Consider the following 13,579-nt stretch of genomic DNA (forward strand, 5'->3'; position numbering starts at 1 on the left):
TCAGGGCTGCGGTCCTTCATTCGGATCGGTGTCGCGATTCTGGCGCGCGGGGTCGAACTCGACGCGGTCCAGGAAGGAGGCAGCCACCTGATTCAGTGCCGCAAAGGCCGGCTCGCGAGGCGTGGTCAGCGCGGCCATGACGAACATGATGGCCTCGTTGGCATCAGCGTTGAAGCAGTCCGGCTCATCGGCCTCCGTGAGCTGGCTCATTGCCCAGACGAGGGTCTCGGCCGCCTTCCTCTGAACGTCCTCTTCGGTCTCGCCGTCCCGAGGCCCGGCGACCAGGCTCTCCATGGCGCTGATGATGTCCGACGTGATGTCCTCGCCGCGCTGCTCGACCATGGATTCCCCCCAACCGGAATAACCCTGGTTGGTGTCGCCATTGTCGACCTCGTAGCGCCAGTCGCTGCGCCAGTCGTCCTCGTTCCAGCCGTCGCGCGCACGGATGAGGGCCGCCTCCACGAGCCGGGCGAGGGCTTTCTCGCCATGCAGCACCTCGAGTTCGGAGGTGGGGGCGGAGGCGGGCTGCGGCGCGGCTGCCGCGTCCTGCGCCTTCAACATGCCCATCAGGGCGGTCTGGTCCTTGTAGCCGAGGACCCTGGCAAACGCATCGAGCTTCTGGGTGTGCTTCATGTCGCCGGTGACGGATTTCGCCATGGCGGTAATGGTCTTCTTGGTGATGTCGATCGACATTGATCTTCTCCTGGGGAGGATCGCGCCCATCCGGTAGCTGGCCTCATTGCCGCCATGCGCGATCCTGGGATGGGATCGATGTGCAGACGATCTGGTCGTGCAGGTCCGTTTAGCATGGGCTTCCGCCCGAGGCCGCCAGGCCGGACCCGGCCTGTGGGAGCAAGATACCACCTCGGCCTGCAATTGGGTAGAGCGGATACTTGAATAATGCAACATTTTTCGCATCATGCCGTGGCACAGGTTACACCATTCGACGTTTGGAAAGACTTGCTCAGGCCTGGGGGATCGTAGACAGTCCTTCGTATGCTTGTCTATGCCGGAGAAACCATGAGTCATCGGTTAGCAATGAAATCAGGGATCGCCGTCGCGCTCACAGTCCTCTTTGCGGCCCTTTCGGAGGAAGCGATTGCACAGGATCGTCAGGTCCCGGACGACTATCTGATCACCGAAGGCCGTCTGGCCGGCGGCCTGAGGCCATGCCTCGAGCAGGCTGGGGGAAGTTTTGAGCCTGCCCTTGCTTGCGCCAAGTCGGTGTTCAGCGAGTGCGTCGATACCGGCCCGAGCGGCGACACCACAGCAGGTCTTTCAATCTGCAGCTCGGCGGCCTCGAAGATCATCGACGCCGAGATGAACATCGTTTGGGCCGAGATCAGGAAAGATGCCCCCGCTGCAGACTTTGCCGAGCTGCTCGACGAGCAGCGTGCCTGGCTCAGGATGAGGGCACGAGATAGTCAGGCTGCCGTCGATCGGTATTCCGGTGGTAGCATGGCGGCATATTCCGGCGGTGTGGCATACGTGAACATGTCAGCCGAACGCCTGGCCAGACTCCACGAGATTGCCAGTAGCTATTGAACAGGGATTGATGCCAAGACATGAACCCCCCCACCAATACAGTTGCTAGGTAGGGGTTTGTGCCATCATTGTGTGGATCACAGGAACGCGGCCGGAGCCGCGTCCAGGATCGAGCTGTTCAGCCCGGCCGTCTTGGCCACGTGGCGGCCCGGGGCCTCGAGCGTGCCGCGCGCCGAGGCGGTCATGTTCAGCAAGGCTCCAGGAAAGGTTGCGAATATGAGATTGGCGTTCTCGTCATCTTGTTGCCAACCGCGATCCGGCTTATTGTCGGCCCATCCCTTGCCGAAAGTTTTCCATGACCCTCACGACCGGTCTCAGCCATCTGCCATCCCTCATCGCCGAAGCGAGTGCGCTGCGCATCCATGCCAGCGTCAGCACGATCAGCGGCATGGAGCTGAGGGCCGCCGGGCTCGGCCAGGAGGCCCGTATCGGCAACCAGGTCATCGTCGCGGACCGGGTGCGGGGCGAGATCGTGGGCCTCCACGAGGGCGCCGCAACCATCGTGCCCTACGGAAGCTGGGCCGGGATCGCGGCGGGCGACCGGGTCGAGCTGGTGATGCGCGCTCCGGCCATCCGCCCGGATCTGGGCTGGATCGGCCGGGTCGTCGATGCCTTCGGCAATCCCCTGGACGGTCGGTCCCTCGCGGTCGGGCCGCAGGATTATCCCTATCTGGCCAGCCCGCCCGACGCGATGGAGCGGCGCGAGGTCGGCGAGAAGCTCGAGACCGGCGTGCGCGCACTCGACGTCTTCGTGCCGCTGTGCCGCGGCCAGCGCCTCGGCATCTTCGCGGGCTCCGGGGTGGGGAAGTCCACCCTGATGTCCATGCTGGCCCGGCATGCCGACGCGGATGTCATCGTGATCGGCCTGATCGGCGAGCGCGGCCGCGAGGTGCAGAGCTTCATCCAGCGTGATCTGGGCCCTGAAGGCATGTCGCGCAGCGTCCTTGTGGTCGCGACCTCGGACCAGCCCTCGCTGACGCGCCGCCAGGCCGCCTGGACCGCGACCGCGGTGGCAGAGTATTTCCGCGACCAGGGGCTGCATGTGCTCCTCATGCTCGACAGCGTGACCCGTTTCGCGATGGCGCAGCGCGAGATCGGCCTCTCGGCCGGGGAGCCGCCCACCCAGAAGGGCTACACGCCCACCGTTTTCCTGGAGCTGCCGAAGCTCCTCGAGCGGTCGGGGCCCGGCTCCGACCGGTGCGGCCAGGGCGACATCACGGCGATCTACACCGTGCTGGTCGACGGCGACGACACGAATGAGCCGATCGCCGATACCGTCCGCGGCATCCTGGATGGTCACATCTTCCTCGACCGCAAGATCGCGGAGCAGGGCCGATATCCGGCCATCAACATCCAGAAGTCGATCTCGCGAATGCTGCCCCACTGCCACAACGAGGCGGAGAACATGATCATGACCGCGGCGCGCCGCGCCATGGCCCGCCAGGCGGACATGGACGAGCTGATCCGCATCGGCGCCTATCAGGCCGGGAGCGACCCCGAGGTGGACCGGGCGATCCGGCTTGCCTCCCGCGAGCAGGAGTTCCTGGCGCAGCCGATCGGCGAGACCCACGGATCGATGGTCACCTTCGCCAATCTCTACGGGATTCTCCTGGATTGCGGGTTCGACCTGCCGCGGGTGTAGCACGGCACGAAACACCCTTCCGATCGTTTACAAGCGCCCCTGACTGGTCTACCCGGCGCGGGCCGCAGGGCACTGCGACAGGGGCGCAACCAAAACATTGGGCGCTCCGCATTCGGCCGCGCGCCGGGTGATCACTCACGGAACCCAAGAGGGAGCAGCAAGAAGAGGGGCGACGCCCCCTCTTCTTGCTTCACGCGCGCAGAGCCCGCCCGCGCGCGTGCCCGATCAGGACCAGCTCATCGATCAGGGCCTGCTGCGCAGCCGCGCCCTTCTCCGCCATTTCCGCCCGCGCCTTCTCGGTCAGGGAATCCATGACGCGCCCTTTCCTCCAAGCCGCCTCGACCCGGCCCTTCTGGGCCTCGATCTCGCGATCGATGACCGCCTGGTCCGCGCGCAGCACATCCATGTGCCGGGAGAGGGCGACCGCGTGGGAGGACAGGTAAGGCAGGACGGCAAGCTCGGTCACCCGTCCCATGCGGGCACGGGCATCCATGTTGCCCTCCTGCTGGAGAAGATTGTTCGCGCGCATCCCGCTCAGACCGGTCAGTCGCGCCACCTCCTCATCGAGCTGACGGCGCCGCAGCGCCGTCATGATGGCCAGGGATCTGGTGCGGCTGCCCATCAGAGAGCCTTGATCTGGCTCTCGACCTGATCGAATCCGGGGCGGAAATCGGGCGGGATGTTCCCGCGCCCGATCTCCACGCAGACCGGCGGCGGATGCCCCTTCAGGATTGCGACCAGCACGTCGCGGATGACATGGCCGAAGGTGCCGTCCTGCCCCTCGATCTGGGTGATGCGGGCCGAGAGCGGCGCGACCATGCAGTAGGCGATGAATACGCCCAGGAACGTGCCGACCAGCGCGCCGCCGATCATGCCGCCAAGGATCTCCGGCGGCTTGTCGATCGACCCCATCGTCTTGATGACGCCCAGCACCGCCGCGACGATCCCGATGGCCGGCAGGCCGTCCGACATCCCGGCAAGGGCATGAGCCGGGGCATGGGAATGCTCGTGATGGGCCTCGATCTTGCGGTTGATGATGTCCTCCGCTTCCATCGGATCGTCCATCTGCATCATCACGAGGCGGAACGTGTCCACGATCAGTTCGGCCGCCTCGTGGTTCTCCTTGATGCGGGGATGGCGATTGAAGATGGCCGAGCTCTGGTATTGCTCGATGTGGGGCTCGAGGGCGCCGGGGCCGCCGCGCTTGTATTCGCGGGCCAGCTCGTAGAGCAGGGCCAGCAGATCCGTGTAGTCGGTCGGTTTCCATTGGGGGCCCTTGACCGCCCGGAGGAACGACCTGGCAGACCCTTTCACGACCGAGAACGGGTTGGCCACCAGGAAGGCGAGCAGGGCCATGCCCATGACCATGGTCAGCTCGAAGGGCAGCGCATGCATCATCACCTCCATGCTTCCGCCGGAGAAGACGTAACCCCCGAATGCCAGAACGATGACCAGGACGAGCCCGAGGATTACAATCATGTCGCAGGTAACCTTTTCATGTTTTCGGGCTTCTCTGCTCCCAGGACGGGATTGCGAAAAACCGGATGCATGATAGTCCGGATCGGTCCGATCAGGCAACCTGGCGCGGGCGTCCGCTACCTTCGGCCGGGCCCGCTCAGGAATGACGGATGGCGATTTTTGTGGACAACCGGATCTACAACCCTCCGACAAGGGCTGCCAGGATCCCGATGAGCCCGCCCGTGACCAGGCAGACGGTCGCGTTCCAGGGCGCAAGGCGGCGCTTGGCCTTCCGGTGATCCGGGCCGGCGCCGGCAGCCGGCGGCCCGGCGGGGACGCCCCAAGGATCGAGGTAGATGAAGAGGAACCGGCCGCGCGAGGCCATCCGACTGCGGCCCGGCGCGAAGGCCAGGCTTCCGGGCGGCAACCGCATCAGCGAGGGCACCACGTCGCGATCGTCCAGCCCGCTCATGTCCACGCGGGTGATCGTGCCGTCGATGCTCTGGAAGACATGTTCCGACCCGATTTCTACGGTCCCGAGACCGTTCGGGAAGGCAAGCTCCGCCGCGCCCTCCGGCAGGACGGCAAGCGCGCCATCGGACACGTCGCGGAGGCGCTCGTTCGAGAGAATGGGGATGAACTTGCCGTCAGAGACCCGCGGGTCCGCCTGCGCGGCGCCATGGTTCATGTAGGCCTCGTCCAGGCCTTCGCTGAGGATGAAGTCGTAGTTCATCTCGAACTCGAGCCCGAGATCGAGAAGGTCCGGCGTTTCCGCCATGGATTCCACCAGGACAGGAAAGAGGGCTTCCGTTTCCTCCGCCGGCGTCAGGATGTAGTGGCGGGGAGGGCGCTTTTCCGCATGGGCGATGCGACGGTGGCATTCCTCCGGCGTCTCGTCGCGGTGAACGCCGATCAGGCGACGCTCATCCCCCTCGATCCGAAGCGCCAGATCGACGCCTTCAGGCCAATCCGCCGGCAGGAGCGCCGCATGCTCGGCCATGGAAAATCTAGCGATGCGCACCTTGCCCGACATGCGGCCTCCGATTGAATTTGCGAAAACATATATTGCATTGGCGGATCAGGCAAGGCGTCCAGTCGCTAACACGCTGCCGTGCCAGACGGTAATCCGAAGTTTTCCGAGGGTCGTCCCTTGAGAATTGTCCCACACAGGTTACATTAAGCCTCATAAAGTAACCTGTGTGGGACATAATGGAAGACCGTCGCATCACCAACTCGTTCCCGGACGCACTTGTGCCGGTGCTGCGGCAGCTCGGCTCCGACCTGGCCGCGGCCAGGAAGGTCCGGGACATGTCTCAGGCTGATCTCGCGGATCGTCTCCACATCTCGCGCAAGACGGTGGTCTCGATGGAGAAGGGGGACCCACGGGTGAACTTCGGCTCCTATGCGCTTGCGGCCTGGACGATGGGGCTGGAGCGCGGGATCCTCGAGATGTTCTCGCCGGACCGCGACCCGGTCTTCCAGCGGGAGGCCCGGCTGGGCCTCCCGGAACGCGTGCGGGCCGCGACGTCAGCCCAGGGCCCCATGGGCGATCTTGATTTCTGAGGGAGGATTTCGGAATGCAGAACGAGGCCATCGTCTTCATCGAGCTTGGCGGCGACATGGTGCCGGCCGGAAGGCTGCGGATCACCGAGGACGGCCGGTTCTCGAAGTGCGAATTCGCCTATGGGGCTCGCTACCTCGACCGTCCGGACGCGGTGGCGATCGACCCGGTCCAGCTTCCGCTGGAGACCGGCGTCGTTACCGCTCCCGCGGATTTCCCGCTCTTCAACGCCATCCGCGATGCGGCGCCAGATGCCTGGGGTCGCTCGCTGATCGACAAATACGTGCTTCGCCGTCTGGGACGGCCGGCCTCTGAGGCTGAGTTTCTTCTCGCCTCCCAGAGCGGCACCCGCATCGGGGGGCTGCGCTTCGGCGCGGATCCCCGCGGTCCGGGCCGCGTCCTGCCCTTCGCGCTTCCGGACTTCTGCCCCTCCCTGGGCGATCTGGAGGAATTCCAGGCCCTCGTCGATCATCCCGAGGACCGCGAACTGCCCGAGCACCTTCTCGACTACATCGCGCCGGGCGCGGATCTGGGCGGGGCACGCCCGAAGGGCACCGTGATGATCGACGGGCAGCCCTGGCTCGCCAAGTTCGGCCGGAACGGAGACCGCATCAATATGGCCGCAGCCGAGGCCGGAAGCCTCGACCTGTGCGAGATGGCCGGGATCGACACGGTGGCGAGGCGGGTGGTCAGCCTCGGCGGCCACGACACCCTGCTCCTGGAACGGTTCGACCGCTTCCATGACGGGGATGGCAAGCTTCATCGTCGCCACATGGTCTCTTCGCTGACCATGCTGGGCGCGCATGAGCTCGACCGGGCAGCATCAGGCTATGCGGACATCAACGACGCCATGCGCAGATACGGGGTGGGCGATGCGGGAGAGGCGATCTACCGCCGCATGGTGATGAACGTGCTGGTCGGAAACACGGATGACCACTACCGCAACCATGCCTTCCTGCTCAACGACCGCGGCCGCTACGAGATGAGCCCGCTCTATGACGTCACCCCATCGCTCCAGGTGAGCGCCAGTCGCTCGATGTTCCTCCATCTGGGACGCGCCGGGGACGGCCGTGAGGCGCGCCTGGAGAATGCGGTGGCCGGGGGTGCGGCTCTGGGGCTGCAGCGCGACCAGGCCGTATCGATCGCCAACGAGCTGTCGTCGATGGTCGAGGCGAACTGGGAGCGGGTCATGAGGGCTCGCGGAAGCTCGGAGCAGGATGTCTCGATGATGCGGAACTCGTTCAGCGAGGCGGGTCGGCAGGTCGATCCGGAAGATCCGTCCGATCGCGTCGCAGCCCGCCCCTGAAGGCCCGACCTATGGGTGGGGCCCGGCCGGCTCCTGCTCGGGTTCCGGCGCGACGAACGCGCACAGGAGCCCGCGCGCGAGGCGCGATGCGTCTTCCGCGGCCCGGTGCGTGGGGGGCTCGAGGGACCTGAGCGCCTCCCGCAGAAGCTTGGTGCCGCCCTGCGGGATCAGGGATCCCAGCGCGCCGGGCACGCTCGAGATCCGGTTCTCCAGCGGACCGCCGGAGAGGTCCATCAGGCGGTCCAGCCAAGGCTGGTCATTGCCGGGGCTGTCGGAGACCAGGACGAGGCCCTGGATGCCCAGCAGCTCGCGCACCCGAATGGACACGTCTCTGGCCGTGGGCGCTCCATCGAGTTCGGGCCGCGAGATGCAGTGAACCCGTTCGGCGTATGTCGACCATCTGTCCTCCGGCCAGGAGGGATCGGGCCGGATGCGGCTCGACCAGGAGGTCGTCTCCAGGTCCCGATAGCCACGGAAGGCCGCAATTCCGATCTCGATCGGCCAGGCATCCTTGCCGCCGTCGCAGGCCTCGAGATCGACGAAGCGCAGCCGGGGCAGGAGGCGCATAAGGAATTCTTTTCGGCAATCCTGATCCATCACGGTTTTCCCAGTATGAACCTCCCCCACCAATGCCGTAGCTTGGAGGGGGTTTCGGTCTCAGGCCGCTTGCGCGTCTGAGACCCCGACCGTCCCGGCCGGGTGACCGTTGCCAGGCGGGCCGAGGTCGGGCGCATCAATGCGCGCCGCCACCTCGGCCAGCCCCCAACGCAGCAGGGTGAGCGCGGCCGCCTCGTCGCGGCCATGGCTGCACCCGCAGGCGTCGCAGTCATGCCGGCGGACCGACAGCGCCTTCTTCCGGACCGCACCGCAGTCCGGACAGCGCTGCGACGGCTTCAGCCGTCTCGTGTCCGCCTCGAGAAACTCCGAACCAGCCTCTGCCGCTTTGTATCGGAGCATGTTCAGGAACGCGGCCGGGGCCGCGTCCAGGATCGATCTGTTCAGCCCGGCCTTCTGGGCCACGTTGCGGCCCGGCGCCTCGAGCGTGCCGCGCGCCGAGGCGGTCATGTTCCGCACGGTGAGCGTCTCGGTCGCGATCAGCCGGTGCCGGCCCGCGATGCGGGCGGTCAGCTGATGCAGGAAGTCCTTGCGCCGCGCGGCCACCTTGGCGTGCCGGCGGGCCAGAGCCCGGCGCCGCTTCCTCAGCGCGCCCCGGCTGACCTTGCGCGACCGGGCCAGCGCCGAGAGGCCGCGCTGCCGCTCGCGCAGCGCCTCCGTCTCCGCATCCAGGTGGCGCGGGTTCGCCACCGCCTCGAAGCGGGGTCCGGCCTCCGTCTCCTGCGCGATGGTCGCGAACTCCGCCACGCCCCAGTCGAGACCGATCGCCGGGCCGGTGGCCGGCGCGCGCACCGCGCAATCCGTCTCGACCACGACGCTCAGCTGCCAGCCGCGCACGTCCCGGACGACATCCGCCTTGAGGATCCGGCCCGGCGTGCGGGCCAGGCCGCGCATGCGCATCTCGCCCACCCCGAAGAGCCGCACCCGGCCATGGCGCCAGCCCTCGCGCATCTCGACCCTGAACCCGTTGCCGTGCTCCTTGTAGCCCCAGCCGCGGAAGCGGTCCGCGCTCCTGAAGCGCGGGAAGCCCGGGCGCTGGCCGGCGGCCAGGCGGCGGAAGAAGGCCTGGAAGGCCAGGTCCAGCCGCTTGAGCACCAGCTGCGCCTCATGGGTGTGGACGAGGCCGCGCCATCCGCCCACATCCGCGCGGATCGCCGGCAGGCTCTTCTCCTGATCGGACCGGCCGATGCGCACGCCCCGCGCCCAGGCGCCGATGCGCTCCTCGAGCGCGGCGTTCCACAGATCGCGCAGCATGCGATGCTTCGCCTCCAGGAGCGCGATCTGCGCCCTGGAGGGGTAGAGGCGGAAGCTGATGGTGCGGGTTGTGGGCATTATGCGAAAATGGTATTGGTTCTGGCATGAGATTGCAAGAATATTCCCATACTGCAAACTGCGTGTTCAGCCTCAGCTACCACATGGTTCTGGTGACGACGCGCCGCCGGCCGGTTCTGACCGGGCCGATGCTGGAGGTGGCCGAGGCCTTGGCGCGGGCCCGCTGCGCGGCGCGCGGCGGCGCGCTGGTCGAGTTCGGGGCGGAGGCGGACCACATCCACCTGCTGCTGCGGCTGCCGCCCTCCGTGCCGGTGTCGGATCTGGCCAATGCGGTCAAGACGAACATCTCCCGCACCCTTCGGCGGGACTTCCCGACGCTGCGCCGGATCGGCCCGGCGCTCTGGTCGCCCAGCTACTTCGTCACCAGTTGCGGCGGGGCCAGCCTGGAGACGGTCAAGGATTACGTCCGGGCGCAGGCGCGCCCGGACTGAAGACGTCGCTCGCCTCCGGCTCCCCCACCAATGCGGCAGCTTGGAAGGGGCTTGTCGCGACGAATTTGGTCATCGGCCTCGCACCAGGAGGCATAGCATCTCGCCATTGCGTTTGGAATATGCGACAATGCGAAAAATATTTGAACACGCGCTCATGGTGCGCTCGTGGAGGCGATGATGCCCGATATCTTCGAATGGATCTTGATCCTGTTTCAGCCCATGCCGCACTCCAGTCTACTATCCCTCCTCGAGATCATGCGGATCGGTGGCGGCGCCTATGTGGTCCTGATCCTCTATGCGCTGCTGGCGTTCGTCTTCTACCTGTTCCTGCGCCATGCCTCGATCCAGGCCCGTTGGGCCATCCGGGGCTATGATCGGCCCGGAGGCATCATGATGGCGATGGGCATCGGCCTGGGCGGGCTGTCCCTGCTGGCGCTCTGGCCTGAGATGCGGGAGCACCTGTCGGCGGCGACCGGCGCATCCTACCTGACCGGGATCGGCCCGCTTCCCTCGCTTCACGTCTTTCATCGCGCGATCATGCCGCTCGACATCGAGGGGGTATCGCAGTTCACCGAGGATGCCTGGGGCAGGCAGATCCAGACAGCCTTCATCATGTGGTATGAGAGCACCCGCGGGCTCTTCGTCTACCCGGCACTCATCGCGCTCTGCGTCATTCCCTGGCTTCGCAGTCTCACAGCGCCCCTGGTGCTGGGGCTGGTCGCCGGCTACACGGTGCCGGCGGTGCTGATCAGCTTCTGGGCTGTCGGGGTGATCCCGTTCTGGATCGCGACGGGATTCATCTTCCTCGCGGTCGGCGGGCTCGGCTCGACGCGTCGCTGGATCCTCGACAGGGAATAGCGTCGCATCACGCGGTCATCGAGATGTATTTCTGCTCGAGGATATCCTCGAGCGCCTGGCATGCCGCACGTCCCGGCCTGCTGGCCATGGCCTCCTCGACCAGCAGCTCACTGAAGCCCACGGAGCCGCGGGCATGACCGAACGGGTCTCCGGGGCGCAGCCAGTCCAGCAGCTCGGCTTCGCTCGCGAAGATCCGGACCTCCGAGGCTTTCGGTGCGGATGGGGGGTTCACCGGGAAAAGCCCGCTTATCCGGCGGAATTCGCCCCGGCGCCACAGGTCCTCGAGGCACAGATCGACCGGTCGGATGCCGTGGCTGTCGATCAGATCGTCGTTGATGATGGCTTGGGTGTAGGCCCTGCCCTCCACGAGCGTCGCACGGATCTCCGCGCCGAACTCCCGCATCAAGCCGATCGCGAGCGCGAAACCGTCATAGCCGGCCGAATAGCTGACGAAATCCGCATCGCCAAGGTCCTCCGGGCACCGGAAGACGGCCGTGTAGCCGACCGCCTCCTCCGAGATGATCCGCTCCGCCTCCAGGCGGCGCAGGGCCTTGGCGTTGGCGCCGTGCCTCTCGGCGGTCATCGGTTCGCGCAGCCGAACCTCCCCACCGGCGTCGATGCGGTAGTCCGCCAGGACCCGGTCCGGCACGTTCAGGCCCCTCCGGAGGGCGCGCTCGACATGAAGGCGATGCGTGGCCGCACGCGTCATCATCCCGGACATCGTATAGGCCGCCGCGTCGGCCCGGAGGCCTGCCAGGTCGAGATGGTAGTGGATCTCTGAGCATATGCCGCGACCGCGATGGGCCGGGACCGTGTAGGGACCCCTGGTGGTGTAGCCGCCAAGCAGTTCACCGGTGTCGGCATCGAGGGCGACGTTGGCATATTTGCCCTTCCGACGCAGATCGAGATCCGGGCGGTCCGGCGTTTCGATGCGCTCCCATTCCGAGAACTCGGCATACCGCTTCCGCACATGTTCGAAGGAGGCCGCACCATGATCGGACGGCATCCCGACCACGGAGGCCTGGCCGAGATATTCGGCGATCGTCTGTTCATGCACGAGCGGTTTGTCGGTCATCGCTGCTGCCTTCTTCCTCTTCAGGGCAAGCGTAGCGCGTGTTCGCGAAAAACAGATTCCGTTATTCGCATATCGACTGTGCATTTTCCGTTCGGGTGGGATAATGTTTCGCATGCATGACAGGAGATCCCCATGGCCATTCACCTCCATCCGTTTCGAAACCTGTTCCGGCTTCCCGAGCGCGCCGATCCCGCACTCAAGGCCTGGGTGGAGGGGCTCGGTATCCGCACCCCGGAGCCGCACCCGCGTGCCGACCAGGAGGAATGGACGGAGGCCGCGGCCCTGGCGAAGGCCGTCATCGAGACGGGCTACGAGGTGGTGCTTCATCTGACACAGCCGATCCGCGTCTTCAGTATGGAAGAGAACCCGGACGACATCGTGCGCCTTCCTGGCGCCTCCTGCCCGGAGATCCTCATCCGGCATGGCGGCGGCTGCCTGGAGGGCTGCGCGGAGCCGCGTGACCGGGTCCTGTCGGAACGCTATGCGGAGCTGGCCGCATTCGAGACGCTATCCGGACGCAGGACCGTGCTGACCGACTGCATCATCAGCCCCGATCCGGAAAGCATGTCCGGATACCGCGATGCGATGGCCCGCAGCGGCGCCGGCCTCTCGATCATCGACGGCATGGCGGAGTTCAGGGGGCGATCCTGCCTCGTGAAGGTGACCCGACCGGTCAAACACACGCATAACCGGCTGTTCGAGGTTCCGGCCGACGCGGATGCGCGGAGCCTTTACTCGATGGTGCTGGGCAAATACGAGTTCGATCTCGAGCGGATCTCGGGTGACCGGGACAATGTCCTGATCCAGGAGGTCATCCCGATGACGCACGAGACCCGCTTCTTCGTGGCTGGCGGCGAGGTGGTCAGCGGCGCGGGCTGCATCGAGGAGCACACGCCGCTCGACCGGGAAGCCGGGCAGGGCATCCTGCCGCCGGTCTTCGAGCTTGGTCGGAACGAAGGAGAGCGGGTCCGGGACGAGGGGGTGGCCGAGCGCCTCGTCGCCTTCGCCAGGGAGGCGGCTGCCATGATCGTCGCCGAGGAGCCGGAGCTGCGGAACTTCGTGCTCGATGCGGCCATCGGGCCGGACGGCGCGTCTGTCCTGATCGAACTGAACCCGATCGTGGGAGCGGGGCTCTACGCGAACGACCCGGTGGCGATCGCCAATGCCCTCGTCGAGGACATGATCCGGCGCGCGGAACCTGCGATGGAGCCAGTGCCGTAGGAGGCGAGCGGCATGACGGACGGCCGGGCCGCCGCAGAGGAAGATCTGGTCGTCGCCATCGTCCCCGTGAAGGCGCTGGTGGGCTTCGGCAGTGCGTTGCATGACGACCCGTGGGGCGTGGGTCTGACCGAGGAGATGGTGCGGATCTGTCTTGCATCCGGAGATGTGCTCGGCCCGGAGCCGATTGCGTGCCGCATCGCAGATCCCATGCGCCATGCCGCGCGGATCGCATGGCTCTGTCGCGAGGGCTGGGCAGATCCGATCGTCTTCAGCGCCGGTCTGCCCGGAATGGGCATTCCGCCGGCGGGCTGGAGGTTTCTCGACGGCAATCACCGCCTGGCCGCGGCGGAGTTCATGGGGATGGATGTCGTTCCGGTCCTGATCGACGGCGATATCGATGCGGGGCTGGAAGAGCTTCTCGGAGCTTGTGGCACGGACGCACCGTCGCCTGGCTGAGCGTTCATCGCAACGAGGACCGATGCCTGTCTGCGAGACCGCGAAGACAGGGCGGACTTTTTCCGTTCGAACCTGGTTT

At 66.4% G+C, this 13,579-nt stretch carries 15 protein-coding genes; 8 read left to right on the forward strand and 7 right to left on the reverse strand.

The window, feature by feature from the left end:
• Nucleotides 1-693: a hypothetical protein gene (locus AACG61_RS18055; RefSeq protein WP_411839749.1), complete on the reverse strand. Its 693-nt coding sequence runs from the start codon at nucleotides 691-693 to the stop codon at nucleotides 1-3.
• Nucleotides 694-1,038: 345 nt separating this feature from the next.
• On the opposite strand from AACG61_RS18055, the gene AACG61_RS18060 reads away from it, so the two are divergent.
• Both AACG61_RS18060 and AACG61_RS18065 read left to right on the forward strand, forming a co-directional pair.
• Complete coding sequence (locus AACG61_RS18060) at nucleotides 1,039-1,545, forward strand: lysozyme inhibitor LprI family protein (protein ID WP_411839750.1); 507 nt, start codon at nucleotides 1,039-1,041, stop codon at nucleotides 1,543-1,545.
• 295 nt (nucleotides 1,546-1,840) lie between these two features.
• On the forward strand, nucleotides 1,841-3,187 hold the full coding sequence (locus AACG61_RS18065) for a FliI/YscN family ATPase (RefSeq protein ID WP_411839751.1): 1,347 nt from the start codon (nucleotides 1,841-1,843) through the stop codon (nucleotides 3,185-3,187).
• 190 nt (nucleotides 3,188-3,377) lie between these two features.
• On the opposite strand, the gene AACG61_RS18070 is transcribed toward AACG61_RS18065, so the two are convergent.
• The 3 genes from AACG61_RS18070 to AACG61_RS18080 all read right to left on the reverse strand — a co-directional run bounded on the left by AACG61_RS18070 (nucleotide 3,378) and on the right by AACG61_RS18080 (nucleotide 5,678).
• Complete coding sequence (locus AACG61_RS18070; RefSeq protein ID WP_411839752.1) at nucleotides 3,378-3,809, reverse strand: hypothetical protein; 432 nt, start codon at nucleotides 3,807-3,809, stop codon at nucleotides 3,378-3,380.
• Entirely contained in the window at nucleotides 3,809-4,666 is an 858-nt protein-coding gene (gene motA / locus AACG61_RS18075) for a flagellar motor stator protein MotA (RefSeq protein WP_411839753.1), read from the reverse strand. The genes AACG61_RS18070 and motA overlap by 1 nt, the downstream gene beginning before the upstream one ends.
• Nucleotides 4,667-4,841: 175 nt before the next feature.
• Entirely contained in the window at nucleotides 4,842-5,678 is an 837-nt protein-coding gene (locus AACG61_RS18080) for a hypothetical protein (RefSeq protein ID WP_411839754.1), read from the reverse strand.
• A 176-nt stretch (nucleotides 5,679-5,854) separates the two neighbouring features.
• Between AACG61_RS18080 and AACG61_RS18085 the strand changes: the two genes are divergently transcribed.
• Together AACG61_RS18085 and AACG61_RS18090 are read left to right on the forward strand one after the other, a co-directional pair.
• A complete protein-coding gene (locus AACG61_RS18085) occupies nucleotides 5,855-6,208 on the forward strand; it encodes a helix-turn-helix transcriptional regulator (RefSeq protein ID WP_411839755.1) in 354 nt (117 codons plus the stop codon).
• 14 nt (nucleotides 6,209-6,222) lie between these two features.
• Nucleotides 6,223-7,512 carry a type II toxin-antitoxin system HipA family toxin gene (locus AACG61_RS18090; RefSeq protein WP_411839756.1) on the forward strand — a complete coding sequence of 430 codons (1,290 nt, stop codon included), beginning with the start codon at nucleotides 6,223-6,225 and terminating at the stop codon, nucleotides 7,510-7,512.
• Nucleotides 7,513-7,521: 9 nt separating this feature from the next.
• On the opposite strand, the gene AACG61_RS18095 is transcribed toward AACG61_RS18090, so the two are convergent.
• Complete coding sequence (locus tag AACG61_RS18095; RefSeq protein WP_411839757.1) at nucleotides 7,522-8,109, reverse strand: hypothetical protein; 588 nt, start codon at nucleotides 8,107-8,109, stop codon at nucleotides 7,522-7,524.
• Nucleotides 8,110-8,169: 60 nt separating this feature from the next.
• The gene (locus AACG61_RS18100; RefSeq protein WP_411839758.1) at nucleotides 8,170-9,459 is read right to left on the reverse strand and encodes an RNA-guided endonuclease InsQ/TnpB family protein; all 1,290 of its coding nucleotides are present in this window, start codon (nucleotides 9,457-9,459) and stop codon (nucleotides 8,170-8,172) included.
• A 26-nt stretch (nucleotides 9,460-9,485) separates the two neighbouring features.
• Between AACG61_RS18100 and tnpA the strand changes: the two genes are divergently transcribed.
• Both tnpA and AACG61_RS18110 read left to right on the forward strand, forming a co-directional pair.
• Nucleotides 9,486-9,890, forward strand: a complete 405-nt coding sequence (gene tnpA / locus AACG61_RS18105) for an IS200/IS605 family transposase (protein WP_411839625.1) — start codon at nucleotides 9,486-9,488, stop codon at nucleotides 9,888-9,890.
• Between the two features lie 165 nt (nucleotides 9,891-10,055).
• Complete coding sequence (locus AACG61_RS18110; protein ID WP_411839759.1) at nucleotides 10,056-10,748, forward strand: hypothetical protein; 693 nt, start codon at nucleotides 10,056-10,058, stop codon at nucleotides 10,746-10,748.
• A 7-nt stretch (nucleotides 10,749-10,755) separates the two neighbouring features.
• Here AACG61_RS18110 and AACG61_RS18115 read toward each other — a convergent pair whose 3' ends face one another.
• Entirely contained in the window at nucleotides 10,756-11,823 is a 1,068-nt protein-coding gene (locus tag AACG61_RS18115; RefSeq protein ID WP_411839760.1) for a hypothetical protein, read from the reverse strand.
• Nucleotides 11,824-11,955: 132 nt separating this feature from the next.
• On the opposite strand from AACG61_RS18115, the gene AACG61_RS18120 reads away from it, so the two are divergent.
• On the forward strand, nucleotides 11,956-13,044 hold the full coding sequence (locus AACG61_RS18120; protein ID WP_411839761.1) for an ATP-grasp domain-containing protein: 1,089 nt from the start codon (nucleotides 11,956-11,958) through the stop codon (nucleotides 13,042-13,044).
• A gap of 12 nt (nucleotides 13,045-13,056) precedes the next feature.
• Entirely contained in the window at nucleotides 13,057-13,500 is a 444-nt protein-coding gene (locus tag AACG61_RS18125) for a hypothetical protein (RefSeq protein ID WP_411839762.1), read from the forward strand.
• Nucleotides 13,501-13,579: the final 79 nt, after the last annotated feature.

It is taken from the genome of Paracoccus sp. ME4, assembly GCF_046736325.1.
Taxonomy (GTDB): domain Bacteria; phylum Pseudomonadota; class Alphaproteobacteria; order Rhodobacterales; family Rhodobacteraceae; genus Paracoccus.

Coding starts and splice junctions, on each gene's coding strand:
- AACG61_RS18055 (WP_411839749.1), bottom strand. CDS start 693: ATGTCGATCGACATCACCAAGAAGACCATTACCGCCATGGCGAAATCC.
- AACG61_RS18060 (WP_411839750.1), top strand. CDS start 1,039: ATGAAATCAGGGATCGCCGTCGCGCTCACAGTCCTCTTTGCGGCCCTT.
- AACG61_RS18065 (WP_411839751.1), top strand. CDS start 1,841: ATGACCCTCACGACCGGTCTCAGCCATCTGCCATCCCTCATCGCCGAA.
- AACG61_RS18070 (WP_411839752.1), bottom strand. CDS start 3,809: ATGGGCAGCCGCACCAGATCCCTGGCCATCATGACGGCGCTGCGGCGC.
- motA (WP_411839753.1), bottom strand. CDS start 4,666: ATGATTGTAATCCTCGGGCTCGTCCTGGTCATCGTTCTGGCATTCGGG.
- AACG61_RS18080 (WP_411839754.1), bottom strand. CDS start 5,678: ATGTCGGGCAAGGTGCGCATCGCTAGATTTTCCATGGCCGAGCATGCG.
- AACG61_RS18085 (WP_411839755.1), top strand. CDS start 5,855: ATGGAAGACCGTCGCATCACCAACTCGTTCCCGGACGCACTTGTGCCG.
- AACG61_RS18090 (WP_411839756.1), top strand. CDS start 6,223: ATGCAGAACGAGGCCATCGTCTTCATCGAGCTTGGCGGCGACATGGTG.
- AACG61_RS18095 (WP_411839757.1), bottom strand. CDS start 8,109: ATGGATCAGGATTGCCGAAAAGAATTCCTTATGCGCCTCCTGCCCCGG.
- AACG61_RS18100 (WP_411839758.1), bottom strand. CDS start 9,459: ATGCCCACAACCCGCACCATCAGCTTCCGCCTCTACCCCTCCAGGGCG.
- tnpA (WP_411839625.1), top strand. CDS start 9,486: ATGAGATTGCAAGAATATTCCCATACTGCAAACTGCGTGTTCAGCCTC.
- AACG61_RS18115 (WP_411839760.1), bottom strand. CDS start 11,823: ATGACCGACAAACCGCTCGTGCATGAACAGACGATCGCCGAATATCTC.
- AACG61_RS18120 (WP_411839761.1), top strand. CDS start 11,956: ATGGCCATTCACCTCCATCCGTTTCGAAACCTGTTCCGGCTTCCCGAG.
- AACG61_RS18125 (WP_411839762.1), top strand. CDS start 13,057: ATGACGGACGGCCGGGCCGCCGCAGAGGAAGATCTGGTCGTCGCCATC.